The 15,428-nt window shown below is 49.8% G+C and carries 13 protein-coding genes; 9 read left to right on the forward strand and 4 right to left on the reverse strand.

Annotated elements, in window-relative coordinates:
• Positions 1-14: 14 nt before the first annotated feature.
• Positions 15-710, reverse strand: a complete 696-nt coding sequence (locus H6F72_RS10165; protein WP_190434231.1) for a hypothetical protein — start codon at positions 708-710, stop codon at positions 15-17.
• 341 nt (positions 711-1,051) lie between these two features.
• On the opposite strand from H6F72_RS10165, the gene H6F72_RS10170 reads away from it, so the two are divergent.
• Both H6F72_RS10170 and fmt read left to right on the forward strand, forming a co-directional pair.
• Positions 1,052-1,993 carry an OmpA family protein gene (locus H6F72_RS10170; RefSeq protein ID WP_206755424.1) on the forward strand — a complete coding sequence of 314 codons (942 nt, stop codon included), beginning with the start codon at positions 1,052-1,054 and terminating at the stop codon, positions 1,991-1,993.
• Between the two features lie 33 nt (positions 1,994-2,026).
• Positions 2,027-3,049: a methionyl-tRNA formyltransferase gene (gene fmt, locus H6F72_RS10175; RefSeq protein WP_190434235.1), complete on the forward strand. Its 1,023-nt coding sequence runs from the start codon at positions 2,027-2,029 to the stop codon at positions 3,047-3,049.
• A gap of 2 nt (positions 3,050-3,051) precedes the next feature.
• Here fmt and H6F72_RS10180 read toward each other — a convergent pair whose 3' ends face one another.
• The 3 genes from H6F72_RS10180 to H6F72_RS10190 all read right to left on the reverse strand — a co-directional run bounded on the left by H6F72_RS10180 (position 3,052) and on the right by H6F72_RS10190 (position 5,373).
• Positions 3,052-3,408: a DUF6464 family protein gene (locus tag H6F72_RS10180; protein WP_190434237.1), complete on the reverse strand. Its 357-nt coding sequence runs from the start codon at positions 3,406-3,408 to the stop codon at positions 3,052-3,054.
• A 129-nt stretch (positions 3,409-3,537) separates the two neighbouring features.
• On the reverse strand, positions 3,538-4,629 hold the full coding sequence (locus H6F72_RS29695; RefSeq protein WP_199298983.1) for a sensor histidine kinase KdpD: 1,092 nt from the start codon (positions 4,627-4,629) through the stop codon (positions 3,538-3,540).
• A 162-nt stretch (positions 4,630-4,791) separates the two neighbouring features.
• Positions 4,792-5,373, reverse strand: coding sequence for a hypothetical protein (locus H6F72_RS10190; protein ID WP_370527472.1), 582 nt, complete (start codon positions 5,371-5,373; stop codon positions 4,792-4,794).
• 77 nt (positions 5,374-5,450) lie between these two features.
• Between H6F72_RS10190 and H6F72_RS10195 the strand changes: the two genes are divergently transcribed.
• The 7 genes from H6F72_RS10195 (at position 5,451) to H6F72_RS10225 (ending at position 15,234) form a co-directional block, all read left to right on the forward strand.
• Positions 5,451-6,494, forward strand: a complete 1,044-nt coding sequence (locus H6F72_RS10195; protein ID WP_190434239.1) for a hypothetical protein — start codon at positions 5,451-5,453, stop codon at positions 6,492-6,494.
• Positions 6,495-6,571: 77 nt separating this feature from the next.
• On the forward strand, positions 6,572-8,041 hold the full coding sequence (locus H6F72_RS10200; protein ID WP_199298984.1) for a hypothetical protein: 1,470 nt from the start codon (positions 6,572-6,574) through the stop codon (positions 8,039-8,041).
• Between the two features lie 378 nt (positions 8,042-8,419).
• The gene (gene rimP / locus H6F72_RS10205; protein ID WP_190434242.1) at positions 8,420-8,881 is read left to right on the forward strand and encodes a ribosome maturation factor RimP; all 462 of its coding nucleotides are present in this window, start codon (positions 8,420-8,422) and stop codon (positions 8,879-8,881) included.
• Between the two features lie 172 nt (positions 8,882-9,053).
• Positions 9,054-10,391 carry a transcription termination factor NusA gene (nusA, locus tag H6F72_RS10210; RefSeq protein ID WP_190434244.1) on the forward strand — a complete coding sequence of 446 codons (1,338 nt, stop codon included), beginning with the start codon at positions 9,054-9,056 and terminating at the stop codon, positions 10,389-10,391.
• A 93-nt stretch (positions 10,392-10,484) separates the two neighbouring features.
• Positions 10,485-10,775, forward strand: a complete 291-nt coding sequence (locus H6F72_RS10215; RefSeq protein ID WP_190434246.1) for a YlxR family protein — start codon at positions 10,485-10,487, stop codon at positions 10,773-10,775.
• Positions 10,776-11,272: 497 nt separating this feature from the next.
• Positions 11,273-14,449, forward strand: coding sequence for a translation initiation factor IF-2 (gene infB, locus H6F72_RS10220; protein WP_190434247.1), 3,177 nt, complete (start codon positions 11,273-11,275; stop codon positions 14,447-14,449).
• Between the two features lie 179 nt (positions 14,450-14,628).
• A complete protein-coding gene (locus tag H6F72_RS10225) occupies positions 14,629-15,234 on the forward strand; it encodes a low-complexity tail membrane protein (RefSeq protein WP_190434249.1) in 606 nt (201 codons plus the stop codon).
• The last annotated feature ends 194 nt before the right edge of the window (positions 15,235-15,428 follow it).

Raw genomic sequence — 15,428 nt, forward strand, 5'->3', positions numbered from 1 at the left:
AACGCTCATTTGGCCTACAGATGTGATTGGGGGCCTGTCCAAATGCTGTTGACCGAGCGACCAAACACTTGGGGGCGATCGCGGGGGGCGGCAGTGGTCTGACCTGCGAGATCCACGGTCCACAAAGGCCAAGGAGACTCACCAAGGTTGCCCGCTTGGAATAAGGTTTGCTCCGGGTGAGCTTGACTCCATCCGAGCAGGACCGCATTGGTATATTGAATCCGAGTCGGTGCCACTGTGCTGGTACGGTTCAATTGGCGATCCCAAATGACGGCGTAGTCCGAAGCAATATCTGACCCAAAAATAGACTCAAACTCTCTTGCTAAGATGCGATCGCCTGTTGCAGACCAAGCAATAGGAACCAGAATCGCGATCGTGCCTGCCACTGCCTCCGCTGGATCAACCTCTGTTGGCTGGCCAGACATGGAGAGCGGAGAAGAAGCAGTGATTGTTCTTAAATCTCCAGTTCTCAAGTTCTCCAGAAACAAAACGCTGCTAACCCAACTTTGAGTGAAGTCTGGGTGAACCTGCATTTGAATTCGGCTGTAGGCCGCGTACTGTCCGTCAGGAGAAATGAGAGACTGGCTCCGGTAATACTGCCTATGAGCAGCTTCACTATCTTCGGTTACCGTCAGGTTGGCTAGAACCCAATTCCAAGGAATGGGGTGGGGGCTATTGAGGGGATCAAGTTGAACTGAAGATGAGCGCATGGGAGGAACAGTCTCAGGAAACGCAATACCAGCATCAGTAGCGCATCAATAGCCAAGAGCGAATGCCCAACTAAGCTGGATGTAAAATGAGTTGAAGCATTAAACCAATCAAGCTGGCATTTTCGCTTGTCTGGAGCAACGCCTATGAGCTGGGGCCAATCCTTTTAACTATGTATAACAACCGGAGGTGGAGGAGGTTTTACAGTTCATCAAAGTTTTCATGCACCGTAACGTTTCTTAGCCCAACCTCGAAAATTCCGGAAGAAATTCTAATTTGCTCAATTGGTTCCCGGAGTTGAGATAGCATCACAAGTGAATTGTTTTTAGATTGATTAGTTAGCGTGACTCCCGTTTCCAAAGCAAACTCTCCCACGACAATGCCACCAAGGCAAAATTGGCCGCTCTTGGTATTTATTTTTAGACTCCTGCTCTTGCTGGTGGGAGGGGGATTTGCTTGGCTGGCTGGGGTAGTGGTCGCTACCTTCTATCCGCTTGCCAATCCAGAACTGCCTTTTTTTGAAAAGGTGTTGCGCCGCTCCAGCGACTGGGTGACTCAGGTCAAACAGTTGCCCGAAGTTTGGACCCAACCGAGTGCTTCGCCTCAGTCTAATGCTGCGCCTGTTGCTCCTAGCCCCACGGTGGAAGTGAGTCCCTTACCTTCGCTTACTCCCACCCAACAAGAGCAAGTCCAGACAGAGGTGGCTCAGCTAGAAGCGAGTGTGCAAACGTTAAGCGATCGCCTCACCAACTTGGAAACTCAGCTAGGAACAAACCTGGGTTCGGAACCTTTAGAAAACCGTCTGGCTATCTTGACTCAACAGCTAGCAGCAGCATCTGGCCAAGAATTGCCGAGTCCTGCTCCTACCACGGTTGCCGCTCCCGCGATCGCTCCCGTCGCAAACGCAATTAATAGCACTGGTACGTATCCAGGCGATCGCTTAACAGTCACGCTACCCAGCGATTTACTGTTTAGACAAGGCCAAGCGGGATTAAATCCGCAGACGCGCAATCTGCTGGATAGCATAGTTGGAGACTTACGCAATTACCCAGGAGCCTCAGTCCAAGTAGCAGCTCACACGGATAATGTAGGTAAAACAGAGGTCGTTCCAGATGCCTCGTTTCAGCAGGCACAAATGGTCCAGCAATATCTTGCCAGTACCCTAGGCAACGACTATCACTGGGTGGTAGTTGGTTATGGTGCAGCCTATCCCTTGGCAGAAAACAATAGTGCTCCTAATCGTCAGCGGAATCGGCGGATTGAAATCGTGATTGATCCCCGATAAAGTGTGGATTCTGAATCAAATTTGCCACAAAGCATGAGAGTTGTTTTCTTCGGTACGCCCCAATTTGCGGTTCCCAGTTTGGAGCAGCTGCTCAATCATCCTGAGTTTGAAGTGGTAGCAGTGATTAGCCAACCCGATAAACGTCGCGGGCGGGGTAATCAGCTGACTGCTTCACCCGTTAAAACAGTGGCTTTGGCGCACCAGCTACCCGTTTGGCAACCCCAGCGGATTAAAAAAGATCCTGAAACATTAGAGCAACTAGCAGCTTTACAAGCCGATGCCTTTGTAGTGGTAGCTTATGGGCAAATTCTCTCTCAGCAGATTTTGGATATGCCCCGACTGGGATGTGTAAATGGGCATGGGTCTATTTTGCCTCGATACCGTGGGGCAGCTCCGATTCAGTGGTGCCTCTATCACGGTGAAGCTGAGACAGGCATTACTACCATGCTGATGGATGCGGGCATGGATACGGGGCCAATGCTACTCAAGGCTACGACTCCAATTGGGTTACTGGATACAGCCCAAACGCTAGCTACTCAGTTAGCAAAGTTGAGCGCGGATTTGTTAGTGGAAACCTTGCTGAAGCTAGAGCGCCAAGAAGTTGAACCCACCCCACAGGATGCCGAGGCTGCAACTTACGCTCCCCTGATTCAGAAGCAAGATTACTGGCTAGATTGGTCGCGCTCGGCGATCGCCCTGCATAATCAAATTCGTGGTTTCTTTCCCAACTGTGTGGCAAACTTCCGAGATACTGCCCTCAAGATTGAATCAACCCTGCCCTTAGGACCTGCCTACTGGGATCTGCTGCCCACTGAATTCCGTACCTTGGCAGCAAACTGGCCAGAGCTAAGTGCTCAGTTAAGTGCTCAGCAACTTTCTCCGGGGTCAGTCGTGCAAATTGCTAAAGGCTTGGGGCCGATTGTGCAAACGGGGGATGGTTTATTGTTGCTGCGAGACGTGAAATTAGCGGGAAAGCGATCGCAATCAGGCTGGGACTTTGCCAATGGTGCTCGCTTAGAAGTGGGGGAAGTCTTAGGCAACGGCCAAGAGTTTTGAGACTAAACCGACTGCTCGTAAAACTGACAAGCTTCACAAGGGCCTTCAGGATTGACCGCACAACGAATGAGTTCAGACTGAGCATTAAAGCGACAACTGACATCGCCCAGAACCCAGCGCCCTGCCACTAAACTTCTCTCTAGAGGGCGTGGCGCAGATTGGACATAAAGGGCGATCTTATGCAGTTGGTAACGGCCAGCTCTGAGCTGATAGCGATGATGACGCTCTAAAACCGCATAAGTTTTGCCGTCTAAATCCAAGTAAGAACCAGGCTGAGGAGACCAGTCAAGCTGGACATTGCCAATGGTTTGTTGTGGGTGGGTGAGAATCACCTCGGTGGATAAAGTAGGTTGCTCCATGAGTGTTGCTGTAATTCGACTGGGCTCCGGCTGACATTAGTAGAGATGCTAACGCATTTATCCCCAGCCACCTTTTGCAGTCTAAATTCCAGAGAGCACCTCAAAAAAAGCTAGCTCACCAAAGAAAAACTAAATTTTCGGTAACTTGACGATAAAGCTTGTTCCTTGGCCTTCACTACTTTGGACCTCAATCGTCCCTTTATGGGCTTCAACAATACTCTTGGCCAGAAATAATCCTAATCCCCATCCTGTTTTATCCTCTGCAGAGACGGTTCGGCGAAATTGTTGAAATAGGATGGATTGAGCCTCTGGGGCAATCGGATTGCCTTCATTGTGCAAGGTAAGGGTGATCAGCGTTTCACTTTGTTGGAGCGTGAGTGTAATCGGTGTGCTAGGGGCTCCATATTTCACCGCATTAATTGCTAAGTTTTCAATCACTCGCCGGATTTCTTTAGGGCTACATTTAGTCCTGACACCAGAATCCGAGACTATAACAAACCGATTGTCATAAGTGAAGTTCAAATCCTCCACTACGTCCTGGACTAGAATCTCTAAATTGCATTCTTCGAAGGCAAAGTTCAAACTCTGCCCTGCCCGTAAACGACTGGCATCGAGGAGATTTTGAATCATTGCGTCGAGGCGATCGATCGCAGTGATCATTCTCGCTGCCACATCAATGTGGGCGTCCCCCCGTTCCAGGCGGCGCAGAATCAACTGGGTTCCCATCTTGATGACATTGATGGGATTTTTGAGGTCGTGAGTTAGCGTCACCATAAACAGCTCTTGAACATCTCGTAGCGTCTGGGAAAATTGAGTCGCAGCGTCATTAACAGCTTGCTCAATAGAGCCAATAATGATGTCTCGTTCCCGTACACCTAGAGGTGCTTCTGCTTCTAAAACTTGAAAGATAACTTGACGGAGGATGTGATACTCAAGAATTAGCTGGCTCATGGAGTAGTCTGCGTACCCCGCCCGTTCGTGCCCATGCAGCTTGCCGATCCGAGTGCTCTCTACTTCGTCGGATGCAATGCGGTCAGGAGTTCTGTCGATTGTGGTTGAGAGTTCATCAGTCAGTTGGTCTAAGTAAAGGGGTAGCGAATTTCGCAAGACCAAAGAGTTTTGATGCATGGAGGCATTGACTTCATCACGCGCCCGCTTCTCCCATATCTGCATGATGCGTGGGGCATTTTGCTTAAGCTGTTCAGAGGCTTGGTTAGACATCGTTTTTGAGGCTTAGCAGGAGTGGAAGTAGAGACAAATTTCTAAAACGTGGACGTGAGCTGTGTTCTCCTAGATTTATTGCTTAGCTTCTAATGCTAAAACCCTTAATCCAAAAAAGTAATAAAGACAGCGTGCCGCGATCGCTTGGTTGCGCCATGCCATTTACTGAGTTACCTGGACGAGAAATTGCTCGAAGGTCTGGACAGAACGCAGGGCTATTTGAACCAGCGGCCAACCAACTAAGCAAATTAATCCTGCCCAGCGCAAGCTGATATCTAAGCCTTGACGAACAGCCAGAATCACAGTCAGCAAGCTCCAGAGGGCAAGGGCAAATTCTATGGGTGAGCCTAGCAAAGGAATCAGCGTCAAAAAATTAAATGCTTGCGGCGCATAGGCAAAGCCGATCGGAATCAACAATTCGCGGTAAGTCGGTTGGCTAGAGCGCAACCACTGGCCAAGCTGCCAGATCGTAGCCGTCCAGAAATAGTAACCTGCGACTACTGCGAGACCATCAATTAAGAGAGCTAAGCCTAGAATCGGCAGTGAGGCGCGATTTGTGATCAAAATAACGGCGCTGCCCAACATGTGCGACAAAGCCGCCAAAATCACGATCGCGCGAGCGATACTACGATTTCGGGATGTGTTTAAGGCGTTTTCATAGAACTCAGCATTCAAAGCGATCGCGTTCCAAAGAGTTTGAACTAAAGTCGCCTTGGTTTCTCGGTCTCTTATGTGTTCACTCACAATGTCTCCTATTACTGGTGATGCTACTACTGGTGATGGATGACAGCCTTGAGTAGGATACGGTACAAAATCAACTCATGTTCAACTTCGTAGGACGTCTACTTCTGTGGCTGCGGGGTGGTAGCCTCAAGCTATTGGCCTTGGCAGGTATTATCCTGCTGGTCTGGGGCACAGTTTCACCTGTGGGAACTCTGATTTGGTGGCTGAATGAAGGTGCAGAGACTTTAGGTTTTAGAAAAAGCTCGGCCAAGCGCTTACTTCCTAGCGATCGCGCTCAAGGTGCTCCTGGTAAGCCCATCAACTGCTACATCGTCTTTTTGACTGGGGTCGGAGACTTTTCCGCCAACCAGCTTACGCTTGGGGAAGAATATTTTCTCAATCAGCTAGATCAAGCTCATCCTGATTGCGTCACGGTACGAGACGTATTTCCTTACTCTGCCGCCAACGAAAGTTTGGGTGGCCGAAGGCTCTTAGCTCCTGTCTGGCGCTTTGCTGACAATGCTGACGGTTGGCTAAGAGCCGCTAATATGTTGATCCAAATTCGCAATTTGTGGCGCTTTGCCATTTCCGCAGACGATCGCTATGGCCCGTTGTACAACCAAGGCATTGCCACTGCAATCATCGATCGCATGAATGCGGCTCATCCCATCACGCCAGCAACTCAGCGACCCTTGAAAATAATTTTGATGAGTACGAGTGGTGGCACCCAGGTTTCTCTAGGAGCGGCTGAGTATCTGGACCAGTGGCTAGACACAAAAGTTTTGGTGGTTTCCGTAGGTGGCGTATTTTCGGGAACCGATGGCTTCGAGGCGGCGGAGCGAGTGTATCACCTGCAAGGCAAGCGAGACTGGGTTGAAGACATCGGCCAAGTTGTATTTCCCTCACGTTGGCCTTGGACAGTCGGTTCTCCATTTCACCAAGCCCAATGGCAAGGCCGCTACAGTGTCCATAACACCGGGCCTCACGACCATGATGGTCCCAAGGGTTACTTTGGAGAGGCGATCGCTCCCCCAGGACCAACCCAAAAGGCAGGGCAACCCAAATATGTGGATTTAACGCTACAGGTGGTAAATCAACTACCGATCTGGACGGACTCTCCAACTGACCAAAGCGCTCCGTAACAGGACTTTAATATCGATTGCGAAATTCTGGACTGGCTTTCATACTCAGGGAGAAGTCAATCCAAAATTCTGCTGCCATGTCATCACCACAGAAAATAGCCAGGCGGCGCTTAGCTGCTCGTCGCAACCTCTGGTTTGAACGAGTGATGGCAATTTTGGCGTCTGCTAATCTGCTGCTAGTGCTATTTGACGTGAGTTACGTACCGCTGCGGGATTTTTACCTGTTGCGCTTGCCTCGCCTAATTCCTCCTGCCGGAAACCTAACTAAGCTATATGACCCTATAAAAGGGATTGAACCGCATCGGGACACCCAAAATTACTTGCAGGCTGTCGCTGATTTAGAAGCGCAAGTGGAGAAAACGGGGATCAGTTCTCCGGAGGTCGAGCCTTACCTAGAGCAGTTGCGTAATCTCAGTACTGAAATGGTCGATACCGATCCCTTCCGAGTCGCTGACAAGAGTGGCACTCTGGAGAAAATCAAAAATCGGATGCGAGAACACATCTACGATCAGCGCCGTCGCGTTTCTTCTCGCCAATCCTTTAATCTTTTTTGGAGTCAAGACCATTTACTGCAGGCAGGATGGCGCGGTGAAATTGACTTCTTTAATCAAGAAATTCGTCCCTTAATTGCAACCAATTATTTTCGGCCCCTGGGGGAAACGGGAGATTTCGTCAGTTATTTTTGGCGCATTGATCTGCCTTTCGCGATCGTTTTCGGCGTGGAATTCTTAGCTCGGACTTTTTATATCAGCCGCCGCCATAAAGGTATCAGTTGGCTCGATGCTATGTTGTGGCGCTGGTATGACGTGTTTTTATGGTTACCTTTTTGGTTCTGGTTGCCCTCCTGGCGGTTGCTGCGGATTATTCCTGTGACTATTCGCCTGCATCAAGCCAAACTGGTTGACTTAGACTTTGTGATCGCTCAGATCAATCGTGGGTTCGTAGCCAACTTCGCCGAAGAATTAACGGAAGTGGTAGTGATCCGTGTGATTAACCAAATCCAGGGCTCAGTTCAGCGGGGTGAGGTGACACGCTGGTTATTTCGCTCACCCAGCGCCCGTGGTTACATCGACATCAACAACACCAATGAAGTAGAAGCGATCGCCACTCTGCTAGTCAAGCTGGTGGTGTATGAGGTGCTGCCGAAGATTCAACCTGACCTCGAAGCTATTCTGCGCCACAGCGTGGAGAGCGGACTCCGACAGTTGCCTCTCTACCAAGGCTTGCAACAAGTGCCGGGGGTGCGGGATTTGCCAACCCAACTTGCCGATCAAGTGGTTACCAATGTGACTCAAACCGCTTACCATGCTTTAGTCGCTGCTTTAGAAGACCCAGTTGGAGCGCAACTCTCTAGCCAGCTTGTACAACATTTCGCTGAAGCCCTAGGCTCAGAAGTGCAAAACCAGCAAACTCTACATAAAATTCAAGGGCTGCTCTCCGACCTCCTGGAAGAAGTGAAGGTGAACTACATTCAGCGCCTCTCGGAAGAAGACATGGAGGGTGTCCTAGAGCAAACTCATCAGCTCCATCAAATTGTTAAAAAGTAAAGGCTAAGAAATCATGCTTCAAAGCGCAATTTCCTAGAAAAATAGGTTCATCAATCTGCCTCAATGCAGACTTTCCAGGGTTGATCTAGGCCCATCTGCCTATTCCAAAATGGGTGCGCTAAACTATAATCATGTGGGTTTGGGGCTACCCAAATCTAAGCGGTGATTTCATGAAAGTAACTATTTCATGGGGAGTGGGTCGTCACCCACTTTTTTTATTGATAGGGTCTGTGATAAATCTCTACGAACTTGAGAATTTGTCAAAGTAGATCATTGTGTAGCTCCGCTTACACATCACCCCTGATAGTCCCACTTTATAAAGTATGGATGTACAGCAAGCCGAAATAGTCGCTGGAGCTTGACGAAGGAGATAAGACAATGGCTCACCCTTTGATCCCACAAATTATTGACATTGCAACGCCCGTTGCCGCAACTTTGGGATTAGATGTGGTTGGGGCTGTGTTTCACACAAATCAAAGCCCTCCGATTTTGCGCGTAGACATCCGCAACCTCCAGGAAGACACTGGACTGGAGGACTGTGAACGGATGAGCCGTGCCCTAGAAGCGGCTTTAGATCTAGCTGATATTATTCCCGATACCTATGTACTGGAAATTTCCAGTCCTGGTATTTCTCGGTCGCTTACCAGCGATCGCGAGTTCATTTCATTTAAAGGGTTTGCTGTGGTTGTCAGCACTTCAGAGCCTTACGAAGGAAAAAAAGAGTGGCAAGGACTACTGGTGCGGCGCGATGACACGGCTGTTTACATCAACCAAAAAGGGCGAGCGATCGCTATTCCTCAAGCTTTGGTGACTAGAGTGCAACTCGATGAGCAACGTTAGCCCTGGCTACTAGTGATGGGTTTATCGACAAACCAACACGAGCTAATCAGCGTAGTAAGCGGTTTCTAACTTGAGCAAATTGCCAAATGAGGCCATCCCTATCTAGCCAGCGTTAATTCCTGACGACTCACTGCTTCATTTAATCTTTCAAAACTATGGAGGTGTTACTGATATGTCAATGGTTCCTCTGCCTGGACTCAAAGTCATGATTGATAGTATTAGCCAGGAGCGTAATCTGCCGAAGCATGCTGTGCAAGCAGCATTGCGTGAAGCGCTCCTCAAAGGCTATGAGCGCTATCGACGGACTCAGCGCCTCGATCACGTCAATTTTGATGAAGAATACTTTGACAATTTTGAGGTAGAGCTTGATCCCGAAGAAGAAGGATTTCGCATTTTATCTACCAAGACGATTGTCGAAGCAGTGAATAATGCCGACCACCAAATTGCCTTAGAAGAAGTGCAAGAAGTGGCTGCCGAAGCTCAACTGGGTGACACCGTGATTTTAGATGTCACCCCTGACCAAGGAGAGTTTGGTCGGATGGCTGCCATTCAAACCAAGCAAGTACTGGCCCAAAAACTCCGGGATCAACAGCGCAAGTTAGTCCAAGAAGAGTTTCAAGAATTAGAGAGCACAGTACTACAAGCCAGAGTGCTACGGTTCGAGCGTCAATCTGTGATCATGGCGGTCAGCAGTGGGTTTGGTCAGCCAGAGGTAGAAGCTGAATTACCCAAGCGAGAGCAATTGCCCAACGATAACTATCGGGCTAACGCCACATTCAAGGTTTACCTGAAGCGAGTTTCTGAAGGCTCACATCGGGGGCCGCAGCTGCTCGTATCTAGAGCTGACGCAGGCTTAGTGGTGTATCTGTTTGCTAACGAAGTCCCAGAGATTGAAGATGAAGTCGTACGTATTGTTGCCGTAGCCAGAGAAGCTAATCCACCTTCTCGCTATGTTGGCCCGCGTACCAAAATTGCTGTCGACACCTTAGAGCGTGATGTAGACCCAGTAGGCGCTTGCATTGGGGCTAGAGGTTCTCGGATTCAAGTCGTGGTGAACGAGCTACGTGGCGAAAAAATTGATGTAATTCGCTGGTCTCCTGACCCATCAACTTACATTGCCAATGCTCTTAGCCCAGCCCGTGTGGATGAAGTGCGCTTAGTTGATCCCGAAGAGCGCCAAGCCCACGTTCTGGTAGCCGAAGACCAGCTCAGTCTTGCCATCGGTAAGGAAGGGCAAAACGTGCGTTTAGCAGCACGTCTGACAGGTTGGAAAATTGACATCAAAGATATTGCCAAGTACGACTACGAAGCTGAGAACCGCAAGATTGAGGCTTTAGCAGAAGCACGTCAGAGATCTAGGCCAGTTGAGTATGAGGAAGACTACGACGAAGAGTACGACGAAGAGTACTTGGAAGAAGATTATGCAAACTCTCCTGTCGAAGTGGAAGCCGATGAGGATGAGGACTTAGCAACTTCTGAGACAGATGAAGCCCAGCCTGTTACTGAATAGCTTTGTCATCCAGTAGTTCCTAACTAGGTAACTACGCCAGCCAAGGATGAGGGCATCAATAACCATCAATAGCAATGACTGGTGAATGACACGATGAAGCCTAACTACCGTCGGTGCGCTAGTTGTCGGAAGCTGGCTTCCAAACAGGATTTCTGGCGCATTGTGCGGGTGCATTCCTCGCAAACGGTACAATTAGATCAGGGCATGGGGCGCTCTGCTTACCTGTGTCCTGAGGTTAGTTGCTTGCAAGCCGCCCAGAAGAAAAATCGATTAGGGCGATCGCTGAAAGCTTCAGTACCACCCGATTTGTACCAAACCTTAGAGCAGCGTTTGGCAAAAGCAAGGGCAGTCGATGGACTAAAACCAGATCGCGCTCTAGAATGAGAGAGTGGCAAATCCTCACTCTCTGAATAGGATTTAGCATGAATGTTGAGCTTGTAGGAGCATAATGACGGTATATTCTGGAATTGACAATCAAAATACAGGGGTAAAAAACTCTTGTCAGCAGCTAGGTGATCACCAAACGCAGGTTGTAGTCTACCTGCTGAGTTTGGTTCGGGAAAGTTAACACCAGGCGAGGATTAGTCAAAACCAGTATTTACAGGTTAATGAGGTTGCCCGGAAAGCAGCACTAAGTGGCATCTCAACCGCCTGCAAACCTACAAAGATTCATGCAAGACTTTAAACAAGAAAGCTGGTTACAAGCTAGAAATAGCTGTTTGTCTTCTGGAAAACACTCTCACAGCAGAGTGCAACTTTTCTCGTTTAAAGTTAAAAGAGAAAACGACGTTTAAGATTCTAATGCGTCAGCAGATCAACCACTTGTAGTTAGTTTGCAAAACAGTAGGCCACTATGTAACACATTCAAGAGGGAAGAGTGGATGAATAACGGCAAAGTCAGAATTTACGAGCTATCAAAGGAACTAAATTTGGATAACAGGGATATACTAGCCGTTTGCGAACAGCTAAATATTTCAGTTAAGAGCCATAGCAGCACGATTACAGAAGGTGAGGCTGAGCGCATCCGTGCTGCTGCCGAGAAATATACAGCGACCCACTCCTCTCCTCCAAAGCCAGCTACAGTCAGTCACGGTACGGGTGCCCAAGCCCGCGAAGCTGCCCAAGCTGCTGGCAGGAAGCCACAGATTTTAGAAATTCGTAGACCCAAAACGATTAGTCCCAATCAGCAGTCTGCCGACGATGGGAATGAACCCATTCCTCAAGCAGCTAAACCTAATCCTCAACCTCCTATTAATCAACCCTTGCAAACTCCTGTCAAACCAGCGGCCCCGAGTCGTCCAGCCCGCTCTGCACCCTCTGCCCCTGAAAGTGCAGCTCCCGCTGTTTCTATTCCCAATTCTCCTAGTTCCGAGACTCCTGTTGAAGTAGCTTCACCTGCTAGTGAGCCCGAAAAGCCTCAAGTTAAGCGGCCTCCTAGCATCACAGAAGAACCTGCTCCTCGACCCAGAGTGAGTCACCAACCGACTATTCAGCCACAACAATTGGTGGCACCGCCCTCTAGACCCGCCCCTCCTACAGCAAATCGCGCTCAAGCGAATCCTGCTAATCGTGTCGTCTTAAAGCGCGATCGCCCTGAGCGTCCTGAAGGGGGTACATCATCACCAAGTAGCCCTTCAGAGCCTAGAGTTGGCCAACCGCCCTCCGAAAGACGTTTCGACGCTCCGGCACGCCAGCGCGATCGCCCCGCTGCTGCTGGCTCGGACAGTGATGAGCGGCGTCCTCAGCCTGTGACTGAGCTGAGACGTCCTGCCAGCCCTGCTAGACCTGTACGTCCCACTGCTCCCCGCGAAGGCCAGCCTGGTGCTTCCGGCGATCGCGCTGGTGGCCACCAGGGGGAACGCTCAGAAGCGGCTGTGGGAGCAGGCCCAATCGATGAGCTGCGCCGACCCACTCTACCGCGCAATCTGAAGAAAGGTAAGAGTTGGGAAGAAGAAGAAGAGGAAAACGCAGAAAACGCGAAGGCTAAGGCTGGGCCAAAAGCTAAGCGGCGGCTCCAGCCTGTTCTCGATGACGAGGACATTGAAATTGAAGACCTCGACATTGACAGCATTGATGAAGAAGAGGAATTTGATGACGGCGAGGATGCTCCTGTTCAAGTGAGTCTCTCTCTAGCACGTCCTGCTAAGCCTAAATCTCGTCCAGGCCAAGCTAGACCTGTGGCTGCTGCCCCAGCTGCCCCGAAGAGTAGAAAGTCAAACAGCCCTCGCGATCGCCGGGAACGTCGGGAGCAGGAAGCCAAAGTTGAGCGCCCCACCAAGATCACGCTGACGACCGGGTTAACGGTGCAGGAGCTGGCCTCACTTCTAGCGGTCCCAGAAACAGAAATCATCAGAGCTTTGTTCTTCAAAGGTATTGCTGCCAATATCAACCAAACCCTTGACGTTCCCACCGCGAGCATGATTGCTCAAGAGATGGAAGTGGAAGTCGAGATGGCAGAGAAAGAGGCAGAAGCTCGGAAAGTTACCGAGATGCTAGATGCAGCAGATTTGGAACTTTTGCAGCGTCGTCCTCCAGTGGTTACGATCATGGGTCACGTAGACCACGGAAAAACCACCTTGCTCGACTCGATCCGCAAAACCAAAGTGGCTCAGGGAGAGGCAGGAGGCATTACCCAACATATTGGTGCCTACCACGTTGACGTTCCTCACGAAGGTGATGTGCAGCAGGTTGTCTTCTTAGATACGCCAGGTCACGAAGCCTTTACCGCCATGCGAGCACGGGGTACGAGAGTCACTGATATCGCCATCCTGGTAGTTGCTGCGGATGATGGTGTTCGACCTCAAACGATTGAGGCTATCAGCCACGCCAAGGCGGCAGAAGTGCCTATTATCGTAGCCATCAACAAGATTGACAAAGAAGGCGCTCAGCTCGATCGCGTCAAGAACGAGTTGATGAACTATAACCTCGTACCGGAAGAGTACGGTGGTGACACCATCATGGTCCCAGTCAGTGCGATTAAAGGGGAAAATCTAGATACCTTGCTAGAAATGATTCTGCTGGTGTCAGAAGTAGAAGATCTCTACGCAAACCCAGATCGACCTGCTAAGGGAACAGTCATCGAAGCTCACCTCGACAAAGCTCGTGGTCCTGTTGCTTCTATGTTGGTCCAGAACGGTACCCTTCGTGTGGGCGATACCATCGTCGCAGGCTCAGCCTTGGGCAAAGTACGAGCAATGGTAGACGATCGTGGTCAGCGAGTCGAGGCAGCGGGTCCATCCTTTGCAGTGGAAATTTTAGGTCTAGGCGACGTTCCCGCTGCTGGTGATGAATTTGAAGTCTTCCAAGATGAGAAAGAAGCAAGAGCGGTAGCTTCGGCTAAAACCGATCAGCAACGTCAATCTCGTCTACAGCAGCAAGCGCTTGGTGCTCGTCGGATCACCCTCAACTCCTTGTCAGCTAAGGCTCAAGAAGGCGAATTGAAGGAACTCAACCTGATTCTAAAGGCGGATGTGCAAGGGTCTGTAGAAGCAATTCTGGGATCACTGCAACAACTGCCTCAAAATGAAGTGCAGGTCCGGGTGCTGTTGTCTGCGCCGGGAGAGGTCACAGAGACTGACGTTGATCTGGCGTCAGCTAGTTCTGCCGTGATTATTGGGTTCAACACTACCCTGGCTAGCGGTGCGAGACAAGCTGCTGATGCAGCGGGTGTTGATATTCGTGAATACAACATTATCTATAAGCTCTTGGATGACATTCAAGGAGCAATGGAAGGTCTCCTAGAACCAGAAATGGTCGAAGAACCGCTGGGTCAGGTAGAAGTTCGGGCTGTCTTCCCAGTTGGTCGAGGTGCAGTAGCAGGTTGCTATGTCCTCTCTGGTAAGGCAATTCGTAACTGTAATGCGCGGGTTCGCCGAGGCAGCAACGTCATTCACGAGGGCATCCTAGACTCGCTCAAGCGGATGAAGGAAGACGCCAAGGAAGTCAATGCTGGCTATGAGTGCGGTGTTGGCATGAGCAGCTTCCATGATTGGGTTGAAGGGGACATCATTGAAACCTTCCGAATGGTAACGAAGCGCCGGACCTTGTCAGCTAGCTAAAAATCGAACTAGATAGATTTGTCGGTTTCCCTTAAGGCACCACAACTCTATCTAACTTATCTAATGGAATGAGAGGAGAGCGTTCTAGCTGTTTCCTCTCATTTTTTTATGGTTTCTCGAGATTGAAGGATCTCTCCCTTATACTGAGGCTGGATTATGCACTATTTCAGCTAATTGCTATGCGCTCTTCTTGGTCAGAGCCTTATTTGTGGGTTCATGCTGCTGGAGCGGCAGTGTTGCCTATTTTTTTGGAACTTTGCCTACTGGGATATGCCGTTGGAGATCCCATCCTGCCTGCTGGGCTCGAAGTTGGCTTAGTTGCAGTTATTGGCATTGCTCCCCTGCTGTGGATGCAGTTGTTCTGCCCGTTCTACATTTTCAGTCTTATGGTATTCGCGCTGAAACCAGAGAGCTTAACTGTGGAGCAGCGCCGAATTCTCAGCTTATTTAAGATGCAAGAAAGCCGAGTTCTGGCAACAGTCACGCCAGTGTTCTTGGTAGGTGTCCTATGGCAACTCTATCGAGTCGCACCTGTAGCCGCCACTGTTGCACCGTTTTCGGCAGGATGGCGAGTTCTAGGTTTACTGATCGCTGCGATCGCTTTTTTGGCTTGCAACCTCTTTTTGCAGGTATCAGTTAGCGTTGCTCGGATACTGCTACTCAGTAATGCCGAGGTCGCTGCTACCGAACCCTTTCCTGCTGACAAAATCCGACAAAATTTTACGATTCCTGGCATCCAGGTTAATCAAATTTTGCCCCCTGTTTTGCCAGAAGTTGGGTCCTAAGTGAGTGCAGTAGGTGTTACAACTACTATGCCTATAGCAGAATCAGCAGGTTCCAGTTCTAGCTCTACAGAAGGAAATGAGGTTTAAGCCCCTCAAGCGAGGGGAGATAGTGTTGTTTGCAGCACACCTCTAGGAGGTGACTTCGCTATCCTAAGAAAAGGGCGAAGATCAAAGCTCTATTCGTCTGAGTTCTG

Origin of the sequence: Trichocoleus sp. FACHB-46 (genome assembly GCF_014695385.1) — a bacterium.
Classification (GTDB): Bacteria; Cyanobacteriota; Cyanobacteriia; order FACHB-46; family FACHB-46; genus Trichocoleus.